General features: G+C 65.7%; 27 protein-coding genes, 1 tRNA gene and 1 pseudogene. 10 read left to right on the forward strand and 19 right to left on the reverse strand.

Features of this window, described 5'->3' with window-relative positions; all coding sequences use genetic code 11:
• Nucleotides 1-634 (forward strand): annotated as a pseudogene (locus AUL28_RS23490) (hypothetical protein); the annotation flags it as partial.
• Nucleotides 635-1,087: 453 nt separating this feature from the next.
• Here the strand turns inward: AUL28_RS23490 and AUL28_RS01385 are convergent.
• Nucleotides 1,088-1,163: transfer RNA gene (locus AUL28_RS01385), tRNA-Ala, on the reverse strand.
• Nucleotides 1,164-1,337: 174 nt separating this feature from the next.
• On the opposite strand from AUL28_RS01385, the gene AUL28_RS01390 reads away from it, so the two are divergent.
• Together AUL28_RS01390 and AUL28_RS01395 are read left to right on the forward strand one after the other, a co-directional pair.
• Entirely contained in the window at nt 1,338-1,640 is a 303-nt protein-coding gene (locus AUL28_RS01390) for a YggT family protein (protein ID WP_058599418.1), read from the forward strand.
• Complete coding sequence (locus AUL28_RS01395; protein WP_062230410.1) at nt 1,640-1,936, forward strand: DUF167 family protein; 297 nt, start codon at nt 1,640-1,642, stop codon at nt 1,934-1,936. Before AUL28_RS01390 ends, AUL28_RS01395 begins: the two co-directional genes overlap by 1 nt.
• 123 nt (nt 1,937-2,059) lie before the next feature.
• Here the strand turns inward: AUL28_RS01395 and ppa are convergent, their stop codons facing one another.
• The 7 genes from ppa to AUL28_RS01430 all read right to left on the reverse strand — a co-directional run bounded on the left by ppa (nt 2,060) and on the right by AUL28_RS01430 (nt 9,960).
• Nucleotides 2,060-2,635 (reverse strand): inorganic diphosphatase, encoded by a 576-nt coding sequence (ppa, locus tag AUL28_RS01400; protein WP_058599419.1) that lies wholly within the window; start codon nt 2,633-2,635, stop codon nt 2,060-2,062.
• Nucleotides 2,636-2,796: 161 nt separating this feature from the next.
• Complete coding sequence (locus tag AUL28_RS01405) at nt 2,797-3,303, reverse strand: GNAT family N-acetyltransferase (RefSeq protein WP_058599420.1); 507 nt, start codon at nt 3,301-3,303, stop codon at nt 2,797-2,799.
• Between the two features lie 169 nt (nt 3,304-3,472).
• The gene (locus AUL28_RS01410) at nt 3,473-3,856 is read right to left on the reverse strand and encodes a PH domain-containing protein (RefSeq protein ID WP_062220023.1); all 384 of its coding nucleotides are present in this window, start codon (nt 3,854-3,856) and stop codon (nt 3,473-3,475) included.
• Between the two features lie 143 nt (nt 3,857-3,999).
• Nucleotides 4,000-5,040 carry a zinc-binding alcohol dehydrogenase family protein gene (locus AUL28_RS01415; protein ID WP_062230411.1) on the reverse strand — a complete coding sequence of 347 codons (1,041 nt, stop codon included), beginning with the start codon at nt 5,038-5,040 and terminating at the stop codon, nt 4,000-4,002.
• 107 nt (nt 5,041-5,147) lie between these two features.
• Nucleotides 5,148-5,693 (reverse strand): PAS domain-containing protein, encoded by a 546-nt coding sequence (locus AUL28_RS01420; protein WP_058636449.1) that lies wholly within the window; start codon nt 5,691-5,693, stop codon nt 5,148-5,150.
• 205 nt (nt 5,694-5,898) lie between these two features.
• Nucleotides 5,899-7,728, reverse strand: coding sequence for a translational GTPase TypA (gene typA, locus AUL28_RS01425; RefSeq protein ID WP_058599424.1), 1,830 nt, complete (start codon nt 7,726-7,728; stop codon nt 5,899-5,901).
• Nucleotides 7,729-7,896: 168 nt separating this feature from the next.
• Nucleotides 7,897-9,960 carry a M3 family metallopeptidase gene (locus AUL28_RS01430; RefSeq protein WP_062230535.1) on the reverse strand — a complete coding sequence of 688 codons (2,064 nt, stop codon included), beginning with the start codon at nt 9,958-9,960 and terminating at the stop codon, nt 7,897-7,899.
• Nucleotides 9,961-10,198: 238 nt separating this feature from the next.
• Here AUL28_RS01430 and AUL28_RS01435 point away from each other — a divergent pair, with 238 nt between their 5' ends.
• Entirely contained in the window at nt 10,199-10,615 is a 417-nt protein-coding gene (locus AUL28_RS01435) for a MarR family winged helix-turn-helix transcriptional regulator (protein WP_244493378.1), read from the forward strand.
• Nucleotides 10,616-10,702: 87 nt separating this feature from the next.
• Here the strand turns inward: AUL28_RS01435 and AUL28_RS01440 are convergent, their stop codons facing one another.
• The 3 genes from AUL28_RS01440 to AUL28_RS01450 all read right to left on the reverse strand — a co-directional run bounded on the left by AUL28_RS01440 (nt 10,703) and on the right by AUL28_RS01450 (nt 14,062).
• Nucleotides 10,703-11,713, reverse strand: a complete 1,011-nt coding sequence (locus AUL28_RS01440; protein WP_062230414.1) for an LLM class flavin-dependent oxidoreductase — start codon at nt 11,711-11,713, stop codon at nt 10,703-10,705.
• A 207-nt stretch (nt 11,714-11,920) separates the two neighbouring features.
• Nucleotides 11,921-13,141 (reverse strand): argininosuccinate synthase, encoded by a 1,221-nt coding sequence (locus tag AUL28_RS01445; protein WP_062220034.1) that lies wholly within the window; start codon nt 13,139-13,141, stop codon nt 11,921-11,923.
• A 45-nt stretch (nt 13,142-13,186) separates the two neighbouring features.
• Nucleotides 13,187-14,062, reverse strand: a complete 876-nt coding sequence (locus tag AUL28_RS01450; RefSeq protein ID WP_062230415.1) for a phosphatase PAP2 family protein — start codon at nt 14,060-14,062, stop codon at nt 13,187-13,189.
• Between the two features lie 661 nt (nt 14,063-14,723).
• Here AUL28_RS01450 and AUL28_RS01455 point away from each other — a divergent pair.
• Both AUL28_RS01455 and AUL28_RS01460 read left to right on the forward strand, forming a co-directional pair.
• Nucleotides 14,724-15,362, forward strand: coding sequence for a LysE family translocator (locus AUL28_RS01455; protein ID WP_062230416.1), 639 nt, complete (start codon nt 14,724-14,726; stop codon nt 15,360-15,362).
• A 26-nt stretch (nt 15,363-15,388) separates the two neighbouring features.
• A complete protein-coding gene (locus tag AUL28_RS01460) occupies nt 15,389-15,808 on the forward strand; it encodes an EamA family transporter (RefSeq protein WP_062230417.1) in 420 nt (139 codons plus the stop codon).
• A 6-nt stretch (nt 15,809-15,814) separates the two neighbouring features.
• Here the strand turns inward: AUL28_RS01460 and AUL28_RS01465 are convergent, their stop codons facing one another.
• The gene (locus AUL28_RS01465; RefSeq protein ID WP_062230418.1) at nt 15,815-16,474 is read right to left on the reverse strand and encodes a glutathione S-transferase family protein; all 660 of its coding nucleotides are present in this window, start codon (nt 16,472-16,474) and stop codon (nt 15,815-15,817) included.
• A 180-nt stretch (nt 16,475-16,654) separates the two neighbouring features.
• On the opposite strand from AUL28_RS01465, the gene AUL28_RS01470 reads away from it, so the two are divergent.
• Nucleotides 16,655-17,119 (forward strand): GNAT family N-acetyltransferase, encoded by a 465-nt coding sequence (locus AUL28_RS01470; protein WP_062230419.1) that lies wholly within the window; start codon nt 16,655-16,657, stop codon nt 17,117-17,119.
• A gap of 50 nt (nt 17,120-17,169) precedes the next feature.
• Here AUL28_RS01470 and AUL28_RS01475 read toward each other — a convergent pair whose 3' ends face one another.
• The 6 genes from AUL28_RS01475 to thpR form a co-directional block, all read right to left on the reverse strand.
• Nucleotides 17,170-17,394, reverse strand: coding sequence for a BrnA antitoxin family protein (locus AUL28_RS01475; protein ID WP_062230420.1), 225 nt, complete (start codon nt 17,392-17,394; stop codon nt 17,170-17,172).
• A 4-nt stretch (nt 17,395-17,398) separates the two neighbouring features.
• On the reverse strand, nt 17,399-17,845 hold the full coding sequence (locus AUL28_RS01480; protein WP_062230421.1) for a hypothetical protein: 447 nt from the start codon (nt 17,843-17,845) through the stop codon (nt 17,399-17,401).
• Complete coding sequence (gene rlmN / locus AUL28_RS01485; protein WP_062230422.1) at nt 17,842-19,062, reverse strand: 23S rRNA (adenine(2503)-C(2))-methyltransferase RlmN; 1,221 nt, start codon at nt 19,060-19,062, stop codon at nt 17,842-17,844. Before rlmN ends, AUL28_RS01480 begins: the two co-directional genes overlap by 4 nt.
• A 215-nt stretch (nt 19,063-19,277) precedes the next feature.
• On the reverse strand, nt 19,278-19,778 hold the full coding sequence (locus AUL28_RS01490; RefSeq protein ID WP_374701398.1) for an invasion associated locus B family protein: 501 nt from the start codon (nt 19,776-19,778) through the stop codon (nt 19,278-19,280).
• 288 nt (nt 19,779-20,066) lie between these two features.
• A complete protein-coding gene (locus AUL28_RS01495) occupies nt 20,067-20,537 on the reverse strand; it encodes a YkvA family protein (RefSeq protein ID WP_082640165.1) in 471 nt (156 codons plus the stop codon).
• Nucleotides 20,538-20,627: 90 nt separating this feature from the next.
• A complete protein-coding gene (gene thpR, locus AUL28_RS01500; RefSeq protein ID WP_062230423.1) occupies nt 20,628-21,221 on the reverse strand; it encodes an RNA 2',3'-cyclic phosphodiesterase in 594 nt (197 codons plus the stop codon).
• Between the two features lie 234 nt (nt 21,222-21,455).
• Here thpR and AUL28_RS01505 point away from each other — a divergent pair, with 234 nt between their 5' ends.
• Nucleotides 21,456-22,076 (forward strand): GNAT family N-acetyltransferase, encoded by a 621-nt coding sequence (locus AUL28_RS01505; protein ID WP_062230424.1) that lies wholly within the window; start codon nt 21,456-21,458, stop codon nt 22,074-22,076.
• Nucleotides 22,077-22,086: 10 nt separating this feature from the next.
• Here AUL28_RS01505 and AUL28_RS01510 read toward each other — a convergent pair whose 3' ends face one another.
• Complete coding sequence (locus AUL28_RS01510) at nt 22,087-22,740, reverse strand: arylesterase (RefSeq protein WP_062230425.1); 654 nt, start codon at nt 22,738-22,740, stop codon at nt 22,087-22,089.
• Between the two features lie 98 nt (nt 22,741-22,838).
• Here AUL28_RS01510 and AUL28_RS01515 point away from each other — a divergent pair, with 98 nt between their 5' ends.
• On the forward strand, nt 22,839-23,573 hold the full coding sequence (locus tag AUL28_RS01515; protein WP_062230426.1) for an ABC transporter ATP-binding protein: 735 nt from the start codon (nt 22,839-22,841) through the stop codon (nt 23,571-23,573).
• 98 nt (nt 23,574-23,671) lie between these two features.
• The gene (locus tag AUL28_RS01520) at nt 23,672-26,164 is read left to right on the forward strand and encodes an ABC transporter permease (RefSeq protein ID WP_192843381.1); all 2,493 of its coding nucleotides are present in this window, start codon (nt 23,672-23,674) and stop codon (nt 26,162-26,164) included.
• The last annotated feature ends 71 nt before the right edge of the window (nt 26,165-26,235 follow it).

Raw genomic sequence — 26,235 nt, forward strand, 5'->3', positions numbered from 1 at the left:
ACTGATCGTCGCCGAGGATGCCGGCTCGCGTCTGGAAAAGCTGGTGCCGGACATCAAAAAGACGGCGGAGCTGGTCTCCGAGATTTCAGCGGCCTGCCGCGAACAGTCGATCGGCATCGAGCAGATCAATCAGGCGATCGGGCAGCTGGATCAGGTGACGCAGGCCAATGCCGGCGCGGCCAACGAGATGACCGCGACCGCCGAGCAACTGGCGTCCGAAGCGGGCCGCCTCGAAGAGCGCGCGGGCTACTTCCGCATGACGGATGCCGAGCGCGACGCGCTGATCCAGGCCGAAGCGCTGGAGATCGAAGCGACCAACCGCGAGACCGAAGCGCGCAAGACCGCGCGCAAGCCGGCATCCCCGGTCAAAACGGTGACCAAGGCGACGGCCGCGCCTGCCGCAAAGCCCGCCGCATCGGCCTCCGCCGCCGCGCCCAAGTCTGCGCGCCCCGCCAAGGCACCGGTGAAACTGGCATCCGTCGATGACGATCTGTTCGAAAGCGGCCCGGCCTCCAATCCCGTCCATTCGCTTCAAGCGCAGGCGGCGGGCTTTGCGGCGGCCAAGCCGGCGAGCAGCAGCGGCTTCTCGCTGGATCTCGACGGCGGAGACGGGTTCGAGCGCATGAGTCGCTGAGGCGCGCAAATCCCTATCAGGACAGGCCGGGCGCGCAGCAGTCCGGCCTGTGTCGTTTCAGATGGATCTGTCTGCGTTGAGGGTCTCTCTGGAGACTCGTTGGCTGGAGAGGGGTTTGGGGCGGGCCGGCGGCTTTTCGCCGTCGATTCGTTGCCAATCCTAGGCCTTGCCGCTGGCACCCACTGCATCGGAAGCCTCGCGACATCGGAAAGGCACTTGTTGGCTCTACCCGTCGTGTTGCCAGCAGACCTATACGCGCGGTGAATGATCGCAGGCCAGACGCGCCAGCGCTCATCAAGCGTCCTGGCGCGTGGGGAAGGCGCCGAGCAAACCGGGGAAGCGGAGCCTGAAGGCCAATTCCCGCGCCCGCCGCGCGACAGCAACCCGGCCACGCTCGACACACGGAGCGGCTTCGCTTGCTTGACTTCGATTCTGTCTGGAAGGCCGGTGAAATGGTGGAGCTGAGCGGGATCGAACCGCTGACCTCGTCATTGCGAACGACGCGCTCTCCCAACTGAGCTACAGCCCCGTCCACCGGTGAGAGCGGATTTAGATCGGGGAGGGGGCAACTGTCAAGCGGCCACATCTGATTCGGCCCACGGCCTTCAAATTGGCGGCATGGCGATGCGCTGCGTTAGGAAAATCCCCATCTCCCTGACCGATTGTGCGATAGCACATAAGGTTCATCAGCCAGAGGCTCCCCATGCTTGCCGTCGTTCAGGTCGTTCTTTTGATCCTCAACATCCTCTGGTGGATCATTATCGTCTCGGCCATCCTGTCTTGGCTGCTGGCCTTCAACATTCTCGACTATCGCAACAATTTCGTGCGCACGGTCACCGATACGCTCAATCGCATGACGGAGCCGCTCTATCGGCCGATCCGCAATATGCTCCCCAATCTCGGCGGACTCGACCTGTCGCCGCTCGTGGTGCTGATTGCGATCTTCTTCCTGCAGCAGCTGATCTATCTCTACATCGTGCCGGCGATCTACCGCGCGGGCATCTGATGCTTCTGTCCGTGCGCCTGACGCCGCGCGCGTCGAGCGATCGGATCGACCGGATCGAGGCGTCGCCCGAAGGGTGGCGCATCGAGGCGCGGGTCCGGGCCGTGCCGGAAAAGGGGCTCGCCAACGAGGCCCTGATCCGTGTGATCGCGGACGGTCTCGGTGTTCCGAGATCCAGCCTCTCGATCGCCTCGGGCTCCAAGGGGCGGGAAAAGCGGTTGCGCTTCGAGGGCGACGAGGCGAGGCTGAACGAGGCGCTGCGCGCCCATCCGCTCACCCACTCCTCCCCGAGCGCCTGAGGTCCGCCGTTCGGGCGTACGAGACCGGCTTCGGTGCTTCCACAATGTCGGAACGTAAAAGGCGCGAGGCTCGATCGGAGCCCCGCGCCTTTTCAATTTGTCAGGCTCAATGGGAGCAGGCGATCAGGCGTTTTCCTGGCCGACCGGCGTCTTGTTCTTTTCCTTTTCGGACGCTTCGTCATAGCGCGTCACAGCTTCGGAAATCAGCTTGCGCGCTTCGGCCGCATCGCCCCAGCCGCCGATCTTCACCCACTTGCCGGGCTCCAGATCCTTGTAGTGCTCGAAGAAGTGCTCGATCTGCTTGAGCGTGATTTCCGGCAGGTCGGTATATTCCTCGACCTTCACGTAGCGCTGCGTCAGGGCCGGTGAGGGAACGGCGATGACCTTCTCGTCCAGACCCTTGTTGTCCTCCATCTTGAGGACGCCGATCGGGCGGCAGTTGATCACGCAGCTCGGGAAGAGCGGGCGCGTCGAGCAAACGAGAACGTCGATCGGATCGCCATCGTCCGACAGCGTGTGGGGAACGAAGCCGTAGTTCCCGGGATAGGTCATCGGCGTGTACAGGAAGCGATCGACGAAGAGAGCGCCGGACTCCTTGTCCATCTCGTACTTGATCGGATGGCCGCCGACCGGCACCTCGATGATGACGTTGATGTCCTCGGGTGGGTTCGTGCCCCGGGCGATGGCGTCGATGCGCATGGGAAAACTCCTCGAAAGCGTCGCGCGTGTCTAACCGCTCGCCGGCCCCGAGGCAATTGGAGGCCCTGATTTCCTTGCTGGAAGGTTAAGATCGGCGCGGGCCAGTCTCAAACGAAGGCGACGCCGACCTCGCCCTCTCGAACCCCGATCGGAAACCCGCCTCAGGCGAAGGTAAAGGCCAGTTTGCGCAGGGTCACGTCCTCGAAGGTTTCAGTGCCCGAGGCGACGTCGAGACCCCCTTCCGCCTCGTAGAAGCGAACCGCGCCGTCATTGTCCTCGAGCGCCCAGACGGCCGTCCCGGTCAGGCCGCGCGAGCGGAGCAACATGCGCGCGGCCGAGAAGAGCCGCCGCCCGTATCCGATGCCCTGGAACTCGGGCCGGAGATAAAGCTCGTAGACTTCGCCCTCCACGCCCAGCGCGCGCGTGCGGTTTCGCCCGAGCGTCGCATAGCCGCCCATTTCGCCCCCATATTGCAAGACGAGAATGGTCGCCTGGTTGTGGATCGCGCTCTCCCACCAAGCCGGATTGCGGCGCTCGATCATGCGCGACAAAGCCTTGTGGGGGATCAGCCCGGCATAGGTGCCGCGCCAAGACGCTTCGTGTGTACGGGAAAGACCCGCCGCGTCGCGGGCCTCGGCCAATCGGATCTCTGCGGCGATCGTCTTCATCTGGCATTAACCATGATGGGCGATTTCCGATCCTGCGCGGGATAAAAAATCACGCGGCGATTCGGCAAGAGCATGGTTCATCGGGAAGGGTCGTACCCCCTCGACGCCGGCTCGGCAACGGCTTGACGCGCGCGAAAATGCCTCGTCTGCTTCGCGCTTCGCCAGACCCTCAGCCGCGCCCGAGCACGCCGCCCGCCAGCGCCTTCTGAATGCCGGCAATGTTGGCCCCGCGCGACAGGTTCTGCGTGAAGGGCTGGGTCTGGCCCGACACCCAGATGCGCAATTCGGCATCCGTGTCGAACGAGCCGGCGGTTTCCACTGAGAACATGGTGACGGCGCGATAGGGGATCGAATGATACTGACGCTTGCGCCCGGTCATGCCCTGCTTGTCGATCAGGATGACGCGCCGGTCGGTGAAGACGAGCTGGTCCCGCATCAGCTGAAAGGCGATCTCGATCCCTTCGTTGGGCAGGAGAACCGGCTCCAGTTCCCTCGACAGGCTGCCGACATCGAGATCGCTGGCAAGGCCGAGAAGCCCGTTGAGAAAGCCCATGGTTCTGGTCTCCGTTGGAAATTCCATCCGCTCCGCCGGGCGGTCGCGAAGGAGATGGGAGCACCGGACTTCAAGCGCGAGCCGATCCGCGACATTCCCCGGTCACGAAACCGTGCGGGTGGCGAGGTCGGCGCGCCCGGCGATCAAGCGCTGCTGGCGCCCTTGTCCTCCCGCTCCGGCCAGCCGGCGACGACGACCTTGCCGAGCATCGTGCCGGTTTCGCTGAGCGCGTGGCCCTCGCGGATCGTCGCGGCCGAGATCGGGGAAAGCGTGCGCGTGCGGGTCGAGCGAAGCCGCCCGGCATCCACCAATCGCGAAATCTCCGACAGGAGCCGATGCTGCTCGATCATGTCGGCGGTCTGGAAGAGAGGCCGCGTGAACATGTACTCGAAATGCAGCGAAACGGATTTGAAGCGGATCGGCGCGAGGTCCAGCGCGGCGCTGTCGATCACGCAGAGTTCGCCGAACGGGCGGATCAGCGCTCCGATGTCATTCATATGTGCAGGGGTCTGGGTCAGGGCGAAAACATAGTCCACCGGCCCGAGGCCGAGTTCGGCGATCTGCGGGGCCATGGGCCGCGAATGATCGATCACATGGTGGCAGCCATGCTCCAGGGCGAAGGCGCGGGTCTCCTCGCGCGAGGCCGTGCCGATCACGGTGAGCGCCGTCAACTGGCGCGCCAGCTGCGTGGCGATGGAGCCGACCCCGCCGGCGGCTCCGATCACCAGAAGCGTGCCGCGTTCGGTCTCGTCGGGTTGAATGCGGAACCGGTCGAACAGGGTTTCCCAAGCCGTGATGGCGGTCAGCGGCAGCGCCGCGGCGTCCGCGAAATCCAGGCGATCCGGCTTGCGCGCCACGATGCGCTCGTCCACCAGCTGGAACTCGGCATTGGAGCCCTGCCGATCCACCGCGCCGGCATAGAAGACAGCGTCGCCCGGCCGAAACAGGGTCGCGTCGTCACCCGCCGCTTCCACCACGCCGCTGGCGTCGAAGCCCAGAACGCGCGGGAAGCGACCGGGATCGTCCAGCGGTCCGCGCTGCTTTGTGTCCACCGGATTGATCGAGACCGCTTCCACGCGCACCAGAAGATCGCGGCCCGTGGGAAGCGGGCGCGGCAGATCGAGATCGCTCAGATGCTCGACGGCCTTGTCGGGAGGCGAGGTTTCATATCCGACTGCCCGCATGGTGTCCTGTCCTTCAGCCTCGACGCGTCCTGTCTCTCGTTCCACTTCGAGCTATCGCGGGGCGAGGTGGGATCAAGCGGGATGGCGTCAAAAACCGTTGGGCGGCGTCAGCCGGAGGGCGGGGCATCCTGTGTCATGTTCGTTGCGATCTGCCGGCCCGTTTCCAGAAGCACGACCTGAAGCAGGCGCGAGACGATATCGAGGCCCAGGCCTTCCGCCAGATCATGGGCTCGAATCAGCGTATCCACGAGTTCGTCTTCCGGGGCTTCGGAGACGGCCAGCGAGGGACGCGCGGAGAGGATGAGGCCGACGTAGGACCGGCAGCTCCCATCCGCCTCGCGTACCGGCAGGCCGAAGCTTCGCACCCAGATCACGCTCTGGGCCGGACCGAGCACGCGATAAATCTCGAAAAACGGATCCTGCCGTCGGCGAACGGCCGCCACGCGCGCCGTCAGGGACACCCGGTCCTGGTGATGAAGCTGTTCGAGAAAGCGCTCGGATGAAACGCCCAGTCGGCCCCAGGCGGCGGGGAGGTCGAACAACCGGCAAACGCGCTCATCGGCAAAGAACAGACCGGCGTCGAAATCCCAGCGCCATGTACCCGTTATGCCGGTCGGAAGAGAGATCGACGGTAGGACTGAGGAATGAGGCATGATGTTCCAAGTCCCGCAGACACGACAAGTCCTACTTGAAACGCATTCCGCGCGGGGTGAAGCCAACTGCACGAAAAAGTTCGATAGGCGAATAATTTTCCCGCCGGAAAGTAAAGCGCGTTAGGGTTTATAAACATTCAGCCAACAAAAAAGGGACGCGGCCGAACGCCGCGTCCCCTCGAGTTTTACAGATCGACCAGAAGCCTCAGGCGACCTTACGGCTCTTTTCGAAACGCTTGCGCTCGTTCGGGTCGAGATAGAGCTTGCGCAGGCGGATGTTCTTGGGCGTCACCTCGACCAGCTCGTCGTCCTGAATCCAGGAGAGAGCGCGGTCCAGCGTCATGCGGATCGGCGTGGTGAGGCGCACGGCCTCGTCCTTGCCGGCGGCGCGGATATTGGTGAGCTGCTTGCCCTTGAGGACGTTCACTTCCAGATCGTTGTCGCGCGAGTGAATGCCGATGATCATGCCGGCATAAACCTTGACGCCGGGATCGATCACCATCGGACCGCGATCTTCGAGGTTGAACATGGCGTAAGCCACGGCCTCGCCCGCCGCGTTGGCGATGAGGACGCCGTTGTTGCGGCCCGGCAGCTCGCCCTTGTAGGGGGCGTAGGAGTGGAACAGGCGGTTCATGATCGCCGTGCCGCGCGTGTCGGTCAGGAGTTCCGACTGGTAGCCGATCAGGCCGCGCGTCGGCGCGAGGAAGACCAGACGCTGGCGACCGCCGCCCGAAGGACGCAGCTCCTTCATCTCGCCCTTGCGCTCGCTCATCTTCTGAACGACGACGCCCGAATGCTCCTCGTCGACGTCGATAACGACCTCTTCGATCGGCTCCAGCGTCTCGCCCGTCGCTTCGTCCTTCTGCATGACGACGCGGGGACGCGACACGCCGAGCTCGAAGCCCTCGCGGCGCATGGTCTCGATCAGAACGGCAAGCTGAAGTTCGCCGCGACCCGAGACGAAGAACGAGTCCTTGTCCTCGGATTCTTCGATCTTGAGCGCGACATTGCCCTCGGCTTCCTTGAAGAGACGGTCGCGGATCACGCGGCTCGTCACCTTGTCGCCTTCGGTGCCCGCAAGCGGGCTATCGTTGACGATGAAGCTCATGGTCACGGTCGGCGGGTCGATCGGCTGCGCGACGAGCGGCTCGTTCACCTGCGGATCGCAGAACGTGTCGGCGACCGTGCCCTTCTGGAGGCCGGCGATGGCGACGATGTCGCCCGCCTCGGCGTAGTCGATCGGCGTGCGCTCCAGACCCCGGAAGGCGAGGATCTTGGAAATGCGGCCCGATTCCAGCAGCTGGCCTTCGCCGTTCAGAACCTTGACGGCCTGGTTCGGCTTGATCGAGCCGGACTGGATGCGGCCCGTGATGAGGCGGCCCAGGAAGGGGTTGGCTTCCAGGATCGTGCCGATCATCTTGAACGGCTCGTCCTTGCTGGCCGTGTCCGGCTCGGGAACGTGCTTCAGGATGAGGTCGAACAGCGGCTCCAGGCCCTTGTCCTGCGGACCATCGGGCGCATCGGCCATCCAGCCGCCGCGGCCCGAGCCGTAGACGACGGGGAAGTCGAGCTGATCTTCGGTCGCGTCGAGATTGACGAAGAGATCGAAGATTTCGTTCAGAACCTCTTCGTGGCGCTCGTCCGGGCGGTCGATCTTGTTGATGGCGACGATCGGCTTGAGGCCGACCTTGAGCGCCTTGCCGAGCACGAACTTGGTCTGCGGCATCGGGCCTTCGGAGGCATCCACCAGGATGACCGCGCCGTCCACCATGTTCAGGATACGCTCGACCTCGCCGCCGAAATCGGCGTGTCCCGGCGTGTCCACGATGTTGATGCGGACATCCTTCCACACCACCGAGGTCGCCTTGGCGAGAATGGTGATGCCACGCTCTTTTTCGAGGTCGTTGGAATCCATCGCCCGCTCTTCGGTGCGCTGGTTCTCGCGGAACGCGCCGGACTGGGCAAGGAGCTTGTCGACCAGTGTCGTCTTGCCATGGTCGACGTGCGCGATGATCGCGATGTTGCGAAGCTTCATGAAGGCTCACCGAAAGGAGTTGGAACGCGGCAAAGGGCGCGTCTCAAGGAAACGGCCCACCATTTCGCGGTCATTGGGTCGCTTCATAACGGATTTTTCGCAAAAGCGAAAGGGAGGGTCGGCAAAGACCCTCCCTTGCAGATTCGCCGGGGCTCCCGATCATGCCCCTCAGGCGGCGAAGCCGCGCTTGCGCATCATGGCGTCCGGGTCCGGCGCGCGCCCCCGGAACCGTTCGTAAAGAAGGGCCGGGTCGTCGCTATTGCCAGCCGAGTAGATGAAGTCGCGAAGCTTGCGGGCCGTTTCGGGGTCGAATGCATCGCCGGTTTTCTCGAAGGCCTCGAAGGCGTCCGCATCTAGGACTTCCGACCACATGTAGGAGTAATAGCCCGACGAATAGCCATCGCCCGAGAAGACATGAGCAAAATGCGGCGAGCGATGGCGCATCACCATTTCCGCCGGCATCCCGAGCCCCTCCAGAATCTCGCGCTCGCGCGCCATCGGGTCGGCGGGGGCCGTTCCCTCCTGGTGGAACAGGAGATCCACGAGAGCGGAGGACGTGTATTCCACCGTGTTGAACCCGGCATCATAGGTGCGCGCGGCCTTGAGCTTGTCGGCCTCCGTTTGCGGGAGCGGCTCGCCCGTCACCGCATGGCGCGCATGACGCTCCAGAATCTCGGGCACATCCAGCCAGTGCTCGAAAAGCTGCGAGGGCAGTTCCACGAAATCGCGCGAGACGGCGGTGCCGGCGAGCGAGGGATAGGTCACATCCGACAGGAGCCCGTGCAGGGCGTGGCCGAACTCGTGGAACAGCGTGCGCGCGTCGTCCACCGAGAGCAGCGCCGGCTCGCCCTTGGCCGGCTTGGCGAAGTTGCAGATATTGTAGATCACCGGCGTCTGGCCGCCGTCGATCCCGTGCTGCGAGCGCAGAGCGCTCATCCAGGCGCCGGAGCGTTTGGAGGCGCGGGCGAAATAATCGCCGATGAAGAGGCCGCGCGCCGTCCCGTCCCGATCGAGAACGCGCCAGCCGCGCGCGTCCGGGTGCCAGGCCTTGAGACCGGGCAGGGGCTCGAAGCGCAGGCCGAACAGGCGGTTCGCCACGTCGAAGGCCGCCTCGATCATCCGGTCCAGCGTGAAATACGTCTTGAGGGCGCTTTCATCGATGGCGAATTCGGCGTGCCGACGTTTCTCCGACCAGTAGCGCCAGTCCGCCGCCGTGAAGGGCGCGTTCGCGCCGCTGTCGGCCGCCAAGGCGCGCAGCGTCTCGGCATCGCGTAGCGCGGCGTCCCGCGCCTTCTCCCAGACGCGCGTCAGCAGCGCTTCCACGTTGGCCGGGGTCTTGGCCATCGTGTCGTCGAGCTTGTAATGCGCGAAACTCTCGAATCCGAGGAGCTTGGCCTTTTCGGCGCGCAGGCTCAGCATCTCGGTGATGAGCGGGCGGTTGTCATGCGCCGCGTCCATCTCGCCGCGCCGCGTCCAGGCCGCGAAGAGTTCGGTGCGCAGCGCAGGATTCGGGCAGAAGATCAGGAAGGGGACAATCACGGAGCGTGACAGGGTGACGACGTGGCCCGTCAAGCCGCGCTCCTCGGCGGCATCCCGCATCGAGGAGAGGAGAAATCCGGGCAGGCCGACCAGGTCCGCCTCCTCCACGGGACGCGCGAAGGCGCGCTCGTCATGCAGCACGTTCTGCGAGAACTGGGTTCCCAGTTCCGCCAACCGGGCGTTGATGTCGGACAGGCGCTCGCGCGCCTCGCCCTGAAGCTTGGCGCCCGAGCGCACGAAGCTGGAATGCGTGCGCTCCAGAAGCCTTAGAGCCTCGGGCGAAAGGCCGAAATCGGCGCGCCGCGCGAAGACATGATCGATCCGTGCGAACAAGGCGGCGTTCAGCGTGATGCGAGAGGAATGGCGCGAAAGCTGAGGCGAAACAGTGCGTTCCACTGTCTGCAGATCGTCATTTGTATGAGCGCCGGCCAGAGCGTAGAACAGCGACGCGATGCGGCTGAGTGCGCGTCCCGACCGCTCCATAGCCAGAATCGTATTGTCGAAATCAGGCTCTGCCGGGTCCGCGGCAATGGCATCGATTTCCTCGGCGTGCAGCCCGATCCCCCGATCGAATCCTTGGGTGAAGTCCTGGGGCAACAGCGCGTCGAAATGCGGAAGGGTTTCCGGTGATTCGAAGGCCACACGAACGTCGAATTCGGCAATCTTTTGTTCGAGGGGAGCAGGTTCGATCATTTGCAGGCTTTTCATTAGGTTGGAACACGGTTAGGTCGATAAGTGCTTTCCCTTAGAAAGGACTTCTGGTTAGGACATTAGGCAAGTCTTCGGAAGATTACAAAAAATTTAGTAATTTGGGTCTATTATAAGTGACCCTGAGGAGCGTGGTCGCGACGTGTCTGAGCTTACAACAGGGAATATGTTCGGGTTCTTGCTGACAGATACATCTAGATTGTTTCGTCAGTATTTCGAACGAATGGTCAGCGACAGTGGATTCGGTCTGACGCCGGGCGAGATCCGCGCTTTGACGCATGTGTTGCGCTTTCGCGGCTCCCGTCAGGCGCTTCTGGCCGAGCGAATGGGCGTCGAGCCGATGACGCTTTCGGCCTATCTCGATCGTCTCGAAGCGCGCGGTCTCATCAAGCGCATGATGGATTCCAGCGACCGGCGCGCCAAGCTGATCGAGCCGACCGACGCAGCCTTCGTCATGATGAGCGAGCTGGAGCCGCTGTTCGGGCGTATCCTGCATCAGCTGATGCAGGGCATGAGCGAAGACGAGACCCTGGCCGTGACCAAGGGCCTGGAAAAGCTGCGCGCCAATCTCGTGTCCGACCCACAACTCGTCTGCGCCTCCGCGTCCGCCATCGGCAACACGCCGCTCGCGGTGCTCTGACCCTACCGTATACCCGGCGGTTCCGGCCGCTGGCGTCTCTCAGGCGGCAAGGATGCCGCCCTCTCCTTGTAGCGGCAACAATGCCGCTTATTCGGCCGCCATGGCCGACGCGCCCAGAGACAACATCGCTTCGGCCGCGATGGCGAAGGAGCGCACTCTGGCCCGGTGGTCGTGGATCTGCCCGGTCAGGATGAGTTCGTCCGGCTTGTAGCGCTCGATCAATGTGGCGAGCCCCGTCTGAACCGTCTCGCGCGAACCCGACACCGACACACGCAACGCCTCATCCACACCCGGCCGGAAGGCGGGGTCGATCACCGCGTCGATATCGTCCACGGGGCGGGGAAGCGGGCCGGGATGGCCCGAGCGCAGATTGGCGAAGGCCTGCTGCATGGAACTCTTGAGGCGCAGCGCCTCCCGGTCCGTTTCGGCCGCGAAGACATTGGCCGCCAGCATGAAATAGGGCTTGTCCAGCGTCGGCGAAGGCCGGAACGTCTGGCGATAGACCTCGATCGCATCCTCCAGCGCGCCCGGCGCGAAATGGGAGGCGAAGGCATAGGGCAGGCCGAGATGGGCGGCGAGTTGTGCGCCGTAGAGGCTGGAGCCGAGAATCCAGACGGGCACATGGGTGCCGACGCCCGGCACCGCGCGCAGTCGCTGGTGCGGCGCGGCCTCGTCGAAATAGCTCATCAATTCCACCACATCCTGCGGAAAATTGTCGGAGCTTTCCAGGTTTCGGCGTAGCGCACGGGCCGTCAGCATATCCGTGCCCGGCGCACGGCCGAGACCCAGATCGATGCGGCCGGGATGGAGCGTGGCCAGCGTCCCGAACTGTTCGGCGATCACCAGCGGCGCATGGTTCGGCAGCATGATGCCGCCCGCACCAACGCGGATGCGGCTGGTGCCGGCCGCGACATGGCCGATCACCACCGCCGTCGCCGCGCTGGCAATGCCCGTCATGTTGTGGTGTTCGGCCAGCCAGAAACGGTTGTAGCCGAGCCGCTCGGTCTCGCGTGCGAGGTCCAAGGTGTTGCTCAGCGCATCGGCGGCTGTGCTGCCGTCCGGAATTGGCGAAAGGTCGAGAACGGAATAGGGAATCATCGTTCGGTCACCATATGGTTTTCTCCCAAGTGGGGAGGATGGTGGACGATGTGAAGACCGGGGAGCGAAAGCGGGCGGCCGCGAAGGCCGATGCGGCGCTGGCTGCGCCGGGCGCTTGCGCCTCCAGCAGAGCGGCATCGAACGCGTTCGATGCCATGCAAAAGGCCGACGGATCGCTCCGCCGGCCTCGTCTCTCAGGGGATGGGATCAGAGACCGTTGCGCTTGGCGAGCGTGCGCAGGCGGAGCGCATTCAGCTTGATGAAGCCGGCCGCGTCCTTCTGGTCGTAGGCGCCCTGGTCGTCCTCGAAGGTGACGAGCTTGTCGGAGTAGAGCGACTTGGGGCTTGTGCGGCCGGTGACCATGACATTGCCCTTGTAGAGCTTCAGCGTCACCTCGCCCTCGACATGCTCCTGGCTCTTGTCGATCAAGGCCTGGAGCATCTCGCGCTCGGGGCTGAACCAGAAGCCGTAATAGATCAGCTCGGCATAGCGCGGCATCAGATCGTCTTTCAGATGCGCCGCGCCGCGATCCAGCGTGATGCTCTCGATGGCGCGGTGCGCGGCCAGCAGGATCGTGCCGCCGGGGGTCTCGTAGACGCCGCGCGACTTCATGCCGACGAAGCGGTTCTCGACCAGATCGAGACGGCCGATGCCGTTGTCGCGGCCCAAATCGTTGAGCTTGGCGAGCAGCGTGGCAGGTGACAGGCGCTCGCCATTGATCGACACGGCGTCGCCGCGCTCGAAGCCGACCGTGATGATGGTCGCCTTGTCGGGCGCGGCCTCGGGCGAGATCGTGCGCATATGGACATATTCCGGCGCCTCGACGCTCGGGTCTTCCAGCACCTTCCCCTCTGAGGAGGAATGGAGGAGGTTCGCGTCCACCGAGAAGGGGGCCTCGCCCTTCTTGTCCTTGGCGACCGGAATCTGGTGCTGCTCGGCGAACTCCAGAAGGTCGGTGCGCGACTTGAAGCTCCAGTCGCGCCAGGGGGCGATGATCTTGATGTCGGGGTTCAGCGCATAGGCCGAAAGCTCGAAGCGGACCTGATCGTTGCCCTTGCCGGTCGCCCCATGGGCGATGGCGTCCGCGCCGGTGCGCTTGGCGATCTCGATCAGGTGCTTGGAGATGAGCGGGCGGGCGATCGAGGTGCCGAGCAGATAGACGCCCTCATAGACGGCGTTGGCACGGAACATCGGGAACACGAAGTCGCGCACGAATTCCTCGCGCACGTCTTCGATGAAGATCTCCTTGATGCCGAGCATCTCGGCCTTGCGGCGCGCGGGCTCCAGCTCTTCGCCCTGGCCGAGATCGGCGGTGAAGGTGACGACCTCGGCGCCCAGCTCCGTCTGGAGCCATTTCAGGATGATCGAGGTGTCGAGGCCGCCGGAATAGGCGAGAACCACCTTCTTGACGTCGCGCGGAAGAGCCATGTTTCGGAAAGTCCCCGGAAAGATGAAACTGCCCTGGGGCTTATCTCAGGCGGCGGCGCGAAGAAAGAGCCAGCGCGTCCGCACCCATGCCATTCGGCCGGTCGAGGCGACATGCCGGGCCGCGCCGAGCAGCGGCTCGCGCCATTGCCCGTCCACACCGGCGTCGATCCGCGCGCCATAGGCATGGGTGATCGAGCGCAGCGCCAAAATCGTGGTGGCGACGATCAGCCAGGAGATCACGACGTCGGACAGGAAATGGCTGCCGAAGGCAATGCGATTGAGCGAAAAGACGAGGCCGGGCAGCGCGAGGGCGAGAGCGACCGGCGCCCGCCAGCCGCGCGGCGCGAGATAGGCCAGCGCCAGCATGGCCATGGCCGAGGCCGCCTCGCCGGACGAAAAGGAGCAATTGCTGTGGCAGGCGTTCGAGATCTGCCAGGGCAAAGTAAAGGTCTTGTTGCCGCCGAAGAGAAGAATATGCTCCGGCCGCGCGCGGCCCATCGTGTTCTTCAGAATATGGACGATGCCAAGGCAAGCAACGAGATAGACGCCGAGCACATGAAGCAAGGCGTGGGGCGGGGGAAGGCGAGAGCGAGCACCCCAGACGCCGCGCCCGAGAAGCGCCACCAGAAGGGCGACCGCGATCCAGATCGGCAAGGCGCGGTTGAGATCGCGAATGGCGAGCAGCGTCTCGTTGCGCGCCAGCGGAAAGCCTTCGCCCGGAACGGCGAAAAGGCCGGATACGGCGAGGTCCAGCCCCGGAAAGAGGGCGAAGGTGAGGCTGGCGAGGGCCAGAAGCACGAGGAGCGTGGCGACCGGCGCGCCTTGCGCGAGCGCCAGAGCGGCGCGGAGAGGGTGTCGCCGCGCGGGCGTACGGATGCGGGGTCTGCACCGATCGAAAGCCGACCCATCCGCCCAGATCATCCGCCCGCTCCCGTTGTCGATTTCCTATGAGGCGCGGGAGAATCCGCGCGAAGCAGGGTCCCAATACCAGAGGCGGCTTAAGGCTTTTTATTAAATCGATGTCATGTTTATGAAGAATACTTAGAGATACTGAATATCATCTAGGAGGAAAAGTAGAATCGGTCCGAAGGGGGCGTCGCTGCTCTGCCCCACGCAACCGCCGGAGTGGAAGGCGGTGCCGTGTCGAGGGGCCGCAAAACAGAGGTCGTCACCATCCTTCCGGCGCCTTGGGTTCGGTCAGGGCGCTGCTCGGCCTTCAGCCTGCAGGCGCTTGCCCCCGCCAGCGGAGCGCATGGTCGCAGGCTGTCCCCTGACGGGAATCTCGAGCGAAGGGCAGGCGAGGAAACGGTCCCTCACGTTGGCGTGGAACCGAACCTGTGCCGCGCCTCCGCTGATAGGGAGGGCGGTGTCAACCAACCCGAGACCGCACAGGCCGATATGATGGAGGTCGTCCGCTGCCCTCGAGCCGTTGGGCAGAGTTCATCCTGATGATGCCGCGCCGTGCCCCGTCGCCAAGCTTCAGCCAGCCGCCGCCACACGGAATTGCCGCCCGCAAGATTCCGGTTGCCAGCCGGTCGGTTTCGCGCGAATCCAAAGGGCCTCGCGCTCGAAAGACACGCTCTTGACCTTTCTGCCCGAATCCTCCGCCCTGCTCGCCTTCACGCTGGCCGCGATCGTTCTCACGGTCACGCCCGGCCCGGACATGACCCTGTTCCTCGGGCGCACCCTCGCGCAGGGGCGGCGGGCCGGAATCGCCGCCATGCTAGGGGCCTGCTCGGGCGTTCTCGTCCATACGACGGCGGCCGCGATCGGCCTGTCGGCGCTGGTGGCGGCCTCGCCGGAAGCCTTTCTGGCGCTGAAGGTCGCGGGCGCGGCTTATCTCGCCTGGCTCGCCTTCGGGGCGATCCGCAACGGTTCGTCCTTCTCGCTGGACAAGGAAGCCGTGCCGCCGCAATCCTTCTTCCGCAACTGGCTCACGGGCGTCGGGATCAATCTTCTGAACCCGAAGATCATCCTGTTCTTCGTCACCTTCCTGCCGCCCTTCGTGGCGGCGGGCGATCCCTATGCCGGGCAGAAGCTCTTCTTCCTAGGCGTGTATTTCATCGTGATCGCCGTGCCCATGTCGACCGGCATGATCTTCGCGGCCGATAGCATCGCCGCCACGCTCAAGCAGAAGCCGAGCGTCATGCGCGCGATCGACTGGGTGTTCGCCTCGGTCTTCTCCGCCTTCGCGGTCCACATCCTCCTGGCGCGCGCCTGAGGGGCGCCGGGCGAACAGCGTTCGTCATGAGCTGGTTCGGTTGGGCGCTGGCCTCCGCCGCCTTCGCGGCGCTGACGGCGATCTTCGGCAAGATCGGCGTGTCCGGCATCCAGTCCGACTACGCCACCTTCCTGCGTACGCTGGTGATCCTCATGCTGATCGCGGGCATCGTGAGCGCCGGTGGCCATTGGCGCAGCCCGGCCGAACTGCCCGGCCGCTCGCTCGCCTTTCTCGCTCTGTCCGGCCTCGCGACGGGCGCATCCTGGCTCTGCTATTACCGCGCGCTCCAGATGGGCCAAGCGGCTCAGGTCGCGCCGATCGACAAGCTGTCCGTCGTGCTCGTGGCCGTTTTCGGCGTCCTGTTCCTGTCGGAGCGCTTGAGCCTCACCGGCTGGGCCGGTGTCGCACTAATTGCGCTCGGCGCGGTTCTGGTGGCCTGGCGCTAGCGGACCTCACGCATAGGCATAAGGCCCGCCGCGCGCGAGGGCTGCTCCGTAGGCCGGGCGGGCGTGGATGCGCTCCAGAAAGGCGGGCAGGTTCCGCCGGCCTTCGAAGCCGACGCGCGAGCCCGCCGCCTCTAGCGGAAAGCTCATCATGATGTCGGCGAGCGTCAGGTCCCGCCCGGCGAACCAGCCCGTGTCCGCCAGCGCCGCATTCCAATAATCGAAGAGATCGGCGAGGCGTGGCGCGAGCAAATGCCGGTCCACCCCGCGCATCAGCGCCTTGGCGACCGGGCGCACGACGAACGGGGCTTGGGCTGGGATGCGGGCGAAGACGAGCTTCATGAAAAGCGGCGGCATGGCCGAGCCCTCGGCATGATGCAGGAAATGCTGCATCCGCCACCATTCGGGCGAGCCGCGATCGGGCTGGAGACGGCCCGCGCCATAGGTCTCGGTAAGATAGGTGACGATCGCACCCGTTTCGGCGAGCGTCAGGCCGCCATCGGTGAGAACGGGCGACTTGCCGAGCGGGTGGACCTGTTTCAGTTCCCGCGGCGCGGCGAGCGAGGGAAGGCGCTTGTAGGACTTCACCTCGTAGCGCAGGCCCAACTCCTCCAGCAGCCAGAGGATGCGCTGCGAGCGGGAGTTTTCGAGATGGTGGATCGTGATCATCTGCGCCTCGGCTTCCCTGCCGTCCGATGCGCCTGAACCTGCGCCGCGCGCTCGCGCCGCGGGTAGCGCATGGGCGACCCCTGTGAAGCCGTAGAGCTAGGGCGGTGCTAGCAAAAGAGGATGGAGGGGCAAGAGCTAGGACGGCTTGCGCGTCGGCCCGTTCTGGCCGAACGTCGCGTCATGAATGACGCTCCCACTTTTCACCTTCGTCTCGCGACGGATGCCGATCGCGAGGCGGTCAACGCCGTCTGGCACGCCAGCGCCAGCCTTCCCTCGGTCGGCCTTCCGGCCATGCCGAGTCGGGCGGCTCTGCGAGCGCGGCTGGATGTCGAATGGGTGTCGGGCTGGCGCGTGACACTGGCGGAACGGAGGGATGAGATTCTTGGCTTTGCCGCGCTGAAACCCGCCGAGGCGATGCTGGATCAGCTCTTCGTGCATCCGGAGGCGCTGGGGCAGGGCGTCGGGGCGGCACTTCTGGACCATGCCAAGGCGGCGATGCCGGAGGGTTTCACGCTCTACACGATCTCGGCCAACACGCGGGCGCGCGCCTTCTACGAGGCGTCGGGCCTGACGCTCCTGCGCCATGCCCCGCATCCGCAGCGCTTCTATTCCATCACCTATTACGGCTGGGGAAACGCGATCTGATCTCGCGGCAGGCACCTCGCTCTTGCGGGAGCGAAGAGGTGGCGTTCCTCTTAGTCCAGCCCGGCCGCCTGACGCAGGGCGGCGTTGATGCGGTCCTGCCAGCCGGGGCCGTCTTCCTGAAACTTCTCCAGAACGTCGGCGTCGAGGCGCAGTGTCACGCTTTCCTTCACACCCGGCACGCGCGGTGCTTCCGCCACGCGGGCGACGGGCTTGGTGGTCGCGGATTTGAACGCCGCCTCGGCGGCATCGCGCGGGTTGATCGGGCGTCGGGCCATCGGGTCAGTCCTTCGAAGGGGCGGCGGGGGGAAGGCGGGCAACGGCTGGGCGGCGGCGGCCCGCGCCGTGGCCGGCCACGATCCAGTAGGTGAGGGCGAAGGCAAGCCCGGCGACGATCGTCGCGGTCTGCACTCGCATGTCGGTGGCGGCCGTGCCGGCATGGGCGGCGATGGCCCCGCCGACGAGACCCGCGATGAGATGGATCAGAATGGAGCGCAGGCGCAGCGCCTCGCTCAACACCAGAAAGACCAGAAAGGGCACCAGCGCCGTCCATCCGACCTGCGCGGCCTGCAAGGTGAACAGGAACACGAGATCGGCGATTTGCGCGGGGTTGCTCAGCGCGGCACCGGGCAGTTCCACGAAGGGCAGGATCAGCGCCGCCGCCCCCGCGCAGCAGGCGAGAACGAAGCCCATCGGGATCAGGAACAGAATGCGCAGGACGGCGCTCACACCGCGACAGCCGCCTCCAGCGCCAGACGGTCGCCGCGCTTCATGCGCTCGGACTCGGACTTCAGCTGCCCGCAGGCGGCGAAGATATCCCGACCGCGCGGCGTGCGGATCGGCGAAGCGTAGCCGGCCTGATTGACGAGTTCGGCGAAGCGCTCGATCTGCTCCCAGTCCGAGCATTCATAGGGCGAGCCCGGCCAGGGATTGAACGGGATCAGGTTGATCTTGGCCGGAATGCCCTTCAGCAGGCGCACAAGCTCGCGCGCGTCGGCCAGGCTGTCGTTGACGCCCTTCAGCATCACATATTCGAAGGTGATGCGCCGCGCGTTGGAGAGGCCCGGATAGGCGCGGCAAGCGTCCATCAGTTCCTTGATCGGATATTTCTTGTTGATGGGCACGAGCACGTCGCGCAACTCGTCCGTCACCGCATGGAGCGAGATGGCGAGCATGACGCCCATCTCCTCACCCGTCTTCGGGATCATCGGCACGACGCCGGAGGTGGAGAGCGTGATGCGGCGCTTGGAGAGCGCCAGCCCGTCCCCGTCCGAGACGACCGACAGAGCCGACTTGACGTTGTCGTAGTTATAGAGCGGCTCGCCCATGCCCATCATCACGACGTTCGACACGAGCCGGCCGTCGGACGGCACGATCGCGCCCTGCGGGGTGGACGCATCGGGAAAGTCGCCCAGGCGCTCGCGCGCCGTCAGAACCTGCCCGACGATCTCGGACGGCTCCAGATTGCGCACGAGGCGCTGCGTGCCCGTGTGGCAGAAGGTGCAGGTCAGCGTGCAGCCGACCTGGGACGAGACGCAGAGCGTGCCGCGCCCTTCCTCGGGGATATAGACGGTCTCGATCTCGACCGGCCGGCCGGCCCCGCGCGAGGGGAAGCGGAACAGCCACTTGCGCGTGCCATCGACCGAAATCTGCTCTTCCACGATCTCGGGCCGGCGGATCTCGAACTGCTCATCCAGCGCCGCGCGCAGATCCTTGGAGACATTGGCCATCTGGCCGAAGTCCGAGACGCCGCGCACATAGAGCCAGTGCCAAAGCTGCTGGACGCGCATCTTCGCCTGCTTGGCGGGAATGCCAGCCTCGATCAGCGCCGCGCCCATGTCCTCGCGCGACAGGCCAAGCAGCGAACGCTTGGCCGCGGAGGGCTCGGCCGGCGCGGCCGGGCGGGGGCGATGGGTGGCGTCGGTAAGGTCGATCGTCGCGCTCATGGGGCAAATCCCGTCGCGCGGCATCGTGCGGGGCCACGCTGGTCTCAAAAAGGTCGGTCAGGCTCGGATCGAGATCAAATGAGCCCAATTGGCCGAAATCGCAAGTCCCCCCGAGCTTCAAGCTTGATTTCGAACGCGAAAAGGCCGGCTCGGAACTGTCCGAGGCCGGCTTGGGAGATGCCTGGGTCAGGCTGCGAAAAATTCGCAGCCTGTGCTTACTTGCACTTGGTGATGGAGTTCAGCGCCGCCGTCACGCCGGCGAGCGAATAGGTGTAGTTGGTCTTGGTGCCGCGCTGGGACACCGCGTCCACCTTCAGCGACTTGCCGTTCTTGAGGGCCGCCACGAGCTTGGGTTCTTCGGCGGCGTTCTCCATCCAGGCGCTTTCGCCGCGCACGAACATGTTGAACTTCTTGCCGTCCACATCCACCACGACCTTGGAGCCTTCGCGCAGCGGATAGCCCATCACGACCTGCGGCTCGTAGGAGGTCTTGGCGCCCGGCTTCTGCGAGACGAGGAAGAAGATGTCGCCATGATCGACGCTGGCGGGCTGCATCGTCTTGGGCGTCGAGAGGACGTAGCAGACCTTGCCGCCGCTCGCATCGTAGGAATAGCTGCCCCAGTCGTTGAACTGGCTCATGCGCGTCGGCGTCTGCGCAGCCTGTGCCGCACCCGAGAGCAGGAGCAGAGCCGCTGCAGCCGTCAGTAGATGTTTCATGGAGATCCTCTCCTGTCGCAAACCCGATCGCCGCGCGCTTCGATCCGTTCGAATCCGCACGAATTCATCGTGCGTATGGTGAACGAAACCCCTTTCCACAGGGTAAACGATCTGGAAACCGGAGGGCGGGAATGGTCGCAAACCCGTGTCCGGCCCCGATCGCCCAGCCGGTTCGGCCGGTCCTTCGAAGGCGGTGAAGCCTCGTGGAAGCGGGTAAATGGGGCATCAGTGTGTTGAGACCGGGGAGAAAACCGGCCCGCCGCGCTAGGGAGCGCCGAGCCGACAGGTTCACACCTGTTTCGCTTGCCCCTCGCCCGGCGCTTCGTCCGGCGTCAGCACCTCACGCGCCTTATCGTAATGCTCGGGGCGGATGTTGTTGCGCACGGCCGTGAAGGCGGCGAGCAGAATGGCCATGTCGTCGGTATAGCCAAGGCCGACGATGAAATCGGGAATCGCGTCGAAGGGCAGCACGAAATAGGCGAGCGCGGCCAGAAGGATGCCGCGCGAGGCCGCCGGCGTCTTGGAATCCAGCGCGCAGTAGTAGGACGCGACGACATCCTCGGCAAAGGGGATATGGCGCATGGCGCGCTTCATGGTCTTGAAGAAGCCACGCCGCACGCTGGCCTCCTGCTGGCGCTGCTCGGCCTCGGAGCCCGGCGGCAGGATTTCGCCGACCAGCCCCTCCGGCAGGGGCGCGAGCGTGCCGGCCGGTGCCGTGCCTGCGGGGATCTCGGACATCTCGTCGCCTTTGTCGCTCATACCGCGCTTTCTCCTGAAGACCCGACCGATATGGGGCGGGCTTTCGCGTTTCGAAAGCGGGCCCGAGCGGCCCGCCCCCGAAAGACGCGATCAGCGGAAGGCGGGTTCCAGAAACGCGCCGCCGAGCGACGCTTCGCGCGCGGTCGAGCCGCCTTTCAGCGGGAAGGCTTCTTCCAGGACATAAGGCCCGCCGCCCACCGAATCGCGCGAGGACAGGAGAACGAAGCGCCCGACCGTGAAGGGCGCGGTGCGAAAATCGCCCCGACCGGCGAGATAGCGGGCGACATCCTCGTCCTTGGCGTTGCGCAGTCGGGCGAGCGTCACATGCGGCGTGAAGCGGCGCGGATCGGGGGCGAGCCCGACGCGCCGGGCCAGCTTGTCCATCTCGTCATGCAGATGGTCGAGCGCGCGCGAGGGCTCGACGCCCGCATAGACCGAATGCGGCTTTTTGGAGCCGAAGGCTCCCATGCCGCGCAGAGCGAGAGGAAAGGACGCCCGATGCACCCGGTCCAGCCCGGCGACCAACTCGTCGGCCGTGCGCGCATCGACATCGCCGAAGAAGCGCAGGGTGATGTGGTAGTTCTCGGCGTCGATCCAGCGCGCGGCCGGCAGGCCGCCGCGCAGGAAAGACAGGCTCAGCGCGGCGTCGCGCGGGATCTCGAGGGCGGTGAAAAGTCGCGGCATGCGTGAGATCCTTCCCGCTGTGAGGGGCCATCTCATGCCGGGCGTCCCTTCGGGCGTCCCCGCGAGCCGATGGCCGTCTATGCCATTTCATCTCCATGATGTTCATCACGCGCGCCTGACTTCAAGGTGACGCATGGGAGCCATGCATGTTGCCGGATTGCTGTTGCTGCGTTGCACTCTTAACCAATGGGTAACCCGAGCCCGGTCTCGGCTCCTGTCACGCAGTCTCTCGCCATGTCCTTGATCCAGCCTCCCCACCGCTCCGGTCCGTCCGACGCGGCGGTGCATATCCGGCGTCTGCGCCGGTCCGACCGGGCGGAATTCCTGGCCCATCTTCTGCGCCTCGACGGTGAATCGCGGCGTATGCGCTTCGGATCGGCGGCCAATGACGGGTTTCTGACGCGCTACGCCCAATCGACGTTGGGGCCGGGCGGCATGGCCAAGGGCCTGTTCATCGACCGCATGCTGCGCGGCGTGGCGGAGCTGCGCGAGATCGACTCGCCCATGCCCGAGGCCGCGTTTAGCCTAGAGCCTCTCTGGCAGGGGCAGGGCTATGGAACGCGCCTGTTCTCCAGCCTGGTGGACGGCGCGCGCAATGCGGCGCTGCCGCATTTCAAAATTCAGTGCCTGCGCGATAATGTCGCCATGCAAAGGATCGCGCGCCGGCACGAGGCCGAGTTGCAGTTTGCCGAGGGCGAGGTGGTTGCCGAACTGCGCCATCCCGGCGGCGACTTCGCCTCGCTCCTGCGGGAAGCGAGCGAGGAGCATTTCGCCCGCAGCCTCGCGGCCGCCGACCGCGCGCTGTATCGCATCGCCGCCGAGGCCGGCGTCGATCTGCGCCTGCGCCGGGCCTGACGCGAGCGGTCTAACCTTTCGCCAAGACCTGTTGGACGAGCGGCAGCATCCGCTCCACCACCACGGCCACCCCGTCCTTGTTGGGGTGCATATAGTCGGCTTGGTTCAGCGCCGCGACGGACGCCACCCCGTCCAGAAAGAACGGGTAATAGGCGACGCCATAGGTCTGGGCGAGTTCGGCATAGATCGGGTTGAAGCGCCGGGCGTAGTCCTCGCCCATGTTCGGCGGGCTGATCATGCCGGCCAGGATGACCTTCGTGTTTGGGCGCGCGGTCAGGCGTTTCAGGATTTCGTCGAGATTGCGCTTGGTGACATCGGGCGAGATGCCGCGCAGCGCGTCGTTGGCACCGAGTTCCACGATCACGAGATCGGCACTTGTCGGCACCGACCAGTCGAGCCGGGCAAGACCCCCGGTGGTCGTGTCGCCGGACACGCCGGCATTCACCACCTTCACGTTCAGCCCCGCCTTGGCGAGCGCGGCCTGAAGCTGTTCGGGAAAGGATTCGCCGGGTCCGACGCCGTAGCCGGCCGACAGGCTGTCGCCAAAGGCGATGATCTCGGCGGGTTCGGTCGGCGCGGCCGATTGCGCCCGCGCGGGGGCGAGCGCGCCCCAACTGGCGAGGCCGATCGTCACGAAGGCGAGAAGCTGTTGGAACCGACCCATGTGCCATCCATATCTCAAGGACTGCGAAATTCTGGCGACCGCGTTCGACCGGACCCACGTCCGGCCCCGTCCCATCGCCATATAGGAAGGCAAGGCGCGTGGCAGAACCGGCGATCCGATTACGAAAGGTTCATCTGACGCTCGGCCAGGGCCGGGGCGCGGTGCATGTTCTCAAGGGAATCGACCTCGACGTGGTGCGCGGCGAAAGCGTCGGCATCGTCGGCCCGTCCGGTTCGGGCAAATCGACGCTGCTGATGGTGCTGGCCGGTCTGGAGCGGGCCGACACGGGCGAGGTGGAGATCGCGGGCCAGCCGCTTCAGGGCCTCAGCGAGGACAAGCTCGCCGCGTTCCGGGGTCGCCATATCGGCATCGTCTTCCAGTCCTTCCACCTGATTCCCAACATGACGGCGCTCGAAAACGTCGCCGTGCCGCTGGAACTCGCGGGCCATCGGAACGCCTTCGAGCGGGCGGAGGCCGAGTTGCGCTCCGTCGGCCTCGGCGCGCGCGTGTCGCATTATCCCGGCGAATTGTCGGGCGGCGAGCAGCAGCGCGTGGCGCTGGCTCGCGCGCTGGCGCCCGAACCCGCGCTCCTGATCGCGGACGAGCCGACCGGCAATCTCGACGCCGACACGGGCGCGCAGATCGCCGATCTTCTCTTTGCCGAGCAGAAGCGGCGCGCCATGACCATGGTGCTCGTCACGCATGACAAGACGCTCGCCGCACGCTGCGGGCGCGAGGTCGCCGTGCGTTCGGGCGAAATCGAGCGCGACGGTTTCGCGCCCGCTCGCGCCTCGGCGATGCCGGAACCGATGGTGGCGGAGGCCGCGCGGTGAGCCGCGCCGCCAGCGTTCCGGCCGCCGGCGCTGCCATCTCGCCGCCCGCTCGCCCCTCCGGCACGTTGAAGCTCGCCTGGCGTTTCGCGCTGCGCGAGATGCGCGGCGGCGTGCGCGGCTTCGTGATCTTCCTTCTCTGCCTGACGCTCGGCGTCGCCTCCATCGCCGCCGTCAACTCCGTGTCGGAGATGATGACATCTGGCATCGAGCGGGAAGGGCGCACGATTCTGGGCGGCGACATGCGCTTCGGCCTCAACGGGCGCGAGGCGAGCGAGGCCGAGAAGAGCTTCCTCGCCCGCTTCGGCACGCTGGCCGAGACCGCCAATCTGCGCTCCATGGCCCGCCTGCCCGATGGAACCAACCAGACGCTCTCCGAGGTCAAGGCGGTGGACGGGCAGTACCCGCTCTATGGGGCGGTCGAAACCGACCCGGCCGCGCCGCTCGGCGACCTCCTGGCAGAGCGGAACGGCCGCTTCGGGGCCGTCGCCGCGCCGGAATTCTTCGACCGTCTCGGCATCGAGCCCGGTGCGACCGTGCTTCTCGGCGGCATCGAGGTGGAACTGCGCGGCCGGCTCACCCGCGAGCCCGATGTCCTGTCGGACGGTTTTATCTTCGCGCCGCGCCTTCTCATCTCGGGCGAGGCGCTGCGCGCGAGCGGGCTGATCCAGCCGGGCTCGCTCGTGGAATATGATTACAAGCTGCGCTTCGCCGACCCCGCGCTCGACCCCGCCGGCATCGAGGCGCAGGCCAAGGCCGAGTTTCCGCAGGCCGGCTGGAGCATTCGCGATGCGCGCGAGGCCGCGCCCTCGCTTCAGCGCAGCATCGACCGCTTTTCGCAGTTCCTGACCCTGGTCGGCCTCACCGCCCTGATCGTCGGGGGCGTGGGCATCGCCAATGCCGTGTCGGCCTATCTCGACGGCAAGCGCACGGTGATCGCCACGTTCAAGAGTCTCGGCGCGGGCGGCGGCTTCGTGGTCTGGATCTATATCATCCAGATCGGGCTTCTGGCGAGTCTCGGCATCGCGGCTGGCTTGGTGCTTGGCGCGCTCGCGCCCTTTGCGGCGGCCGGCTTTCTGGAAGCCTATATCCCGGTTTCGACGCATCCGTCGGTTTATCCCGGCGCGCTCCTGCTCGCGACCGCCTTCGGCTATCTCACGGCCTTCGCCTTCGCCATCCTGCCGCTCGGGCGCACGCGCGACATTGCGGCCACCGCCCTGTTTCGCTCCAACGAGGGGCCGGGCGCGCTGCGCACGCGGCTGAGCTATGCGCTGACAGCCGGCGCTCTGGCGCTCGGCATTGCGGGTCTCGCCTTCGTGATGGCGGGCGACAAGCGCATCGCTTCGGTGTTTCTGGTCGCGACCGCCGTCGCCTTCGTCGTCCTGAGACTGGTCTCGGTCGCTATTCGCACGCTCGCCGCGCGCCTGCCGCGCGTGCGCTCCACGCCGCTGCGTTTGGCCATCGGCAACATTCACCGGCCGGGCGCGCTGACCCATTCGGTGGTCCTGTCGCTCGGACTCGGCCTGACGCTGCTGGTCACGCTGGCGACGATCGACAATGCGCTCCGGCGCGAGATCGGAACCAGCATCGCGGCGCGCGCGCCGAACTTCTTCTTCGTGGACATCCAGTCCGCCGAGATCGACCCGTTCCGTGGGCGCATCGCGGAGCTTGCGCCCGGCTCCTCGCTGGATGCCGTGCCCATGCTGCGCGGGCGCATCGTGAAGCTGAACGGCACCGATGTCTCGCAGCTTCAGGTGCCGCCCGAAGGGGCCTGGGTGCTGCGCGGCGACCGGGGCGTGACCTATGCCGCCGCGCCGCCCGAAAACACCACGGTCACGCAAGGGCAGTGGTGGGCAGCGGACTATGCCGGCGAGCCGCTCGTGTCCTTCTCGGCCAAGGAGGGCGGCGAACTCGGGCTGAAGCTCGGCGACACAATCTCCGTCAACGTGCTCGGCCGCGAGATCACGGCGCGCATCGCCAATTTCCGGGCGGTGGAATGGGAGTCCATGTCGATCAACTTCGTCATGGTCTTCTCGCCCAACACGTTTGCAGGCGCGCCCCATGCCTGGCTCGCCACGCTTCAGATGCCGAACGCGACGAGCGAGGGCGAGCGCGCCGTCTTGCGCGGCATTTCCAACAGCTTCCCGGCCGTAACCACGGTTCGGGTCAAGGACGCGCTGGATGCCGTGAACGCGCTCGTCGCTCAGCTCGCGCTCGCCATTCGCGCGGCGGCTGCCGTGGCGCTGGTCTCCTCCGTCCTCGTTCTCTCGGGAGCGTTGGCCGCCGGCAACCGTACGCGCGTTCATGATGCCGTGGTGCTCAAAACCTTGGGCGCGACCCGCGGGACGCTGATCCGGGCTTATGTCACGGAATATATGACGCTCGGCGCGGCGACGGCTCTCTTCGCCATCGGCGCGGGCGCGCTGGCGGCCTGGTACGTGCTCGCCCGCGTCATGCGCCTGCCCTTCGCTTTTGATGGCGGCGTGGCGCTCGGTGTCCTCGCGGTCGCCCTCGTGCTGACGGTCGGTTTCGGCCTTGCCGGCACATGGCGGGTGCTTGGCCAGAAGGCCGCGCCCGTCCTGCGCGAACTCTGACCCGGCCCCCAATTTGGCCTGATGGAGGAAATTTAATGGCCGCAGCGTCCCGAAACGGCACGCTGCGGCCC

Source organism: Aureimonas sp. N4, from assembly GCF_001463925.1.
Classification (GTDB): domain Bacteria; phylum Pseudomonadota; class Alphaproteobacteria; order Rhizobiales; family Rhizobiaceae; genus Aureimonas; species Aureimonas ureilytica_A.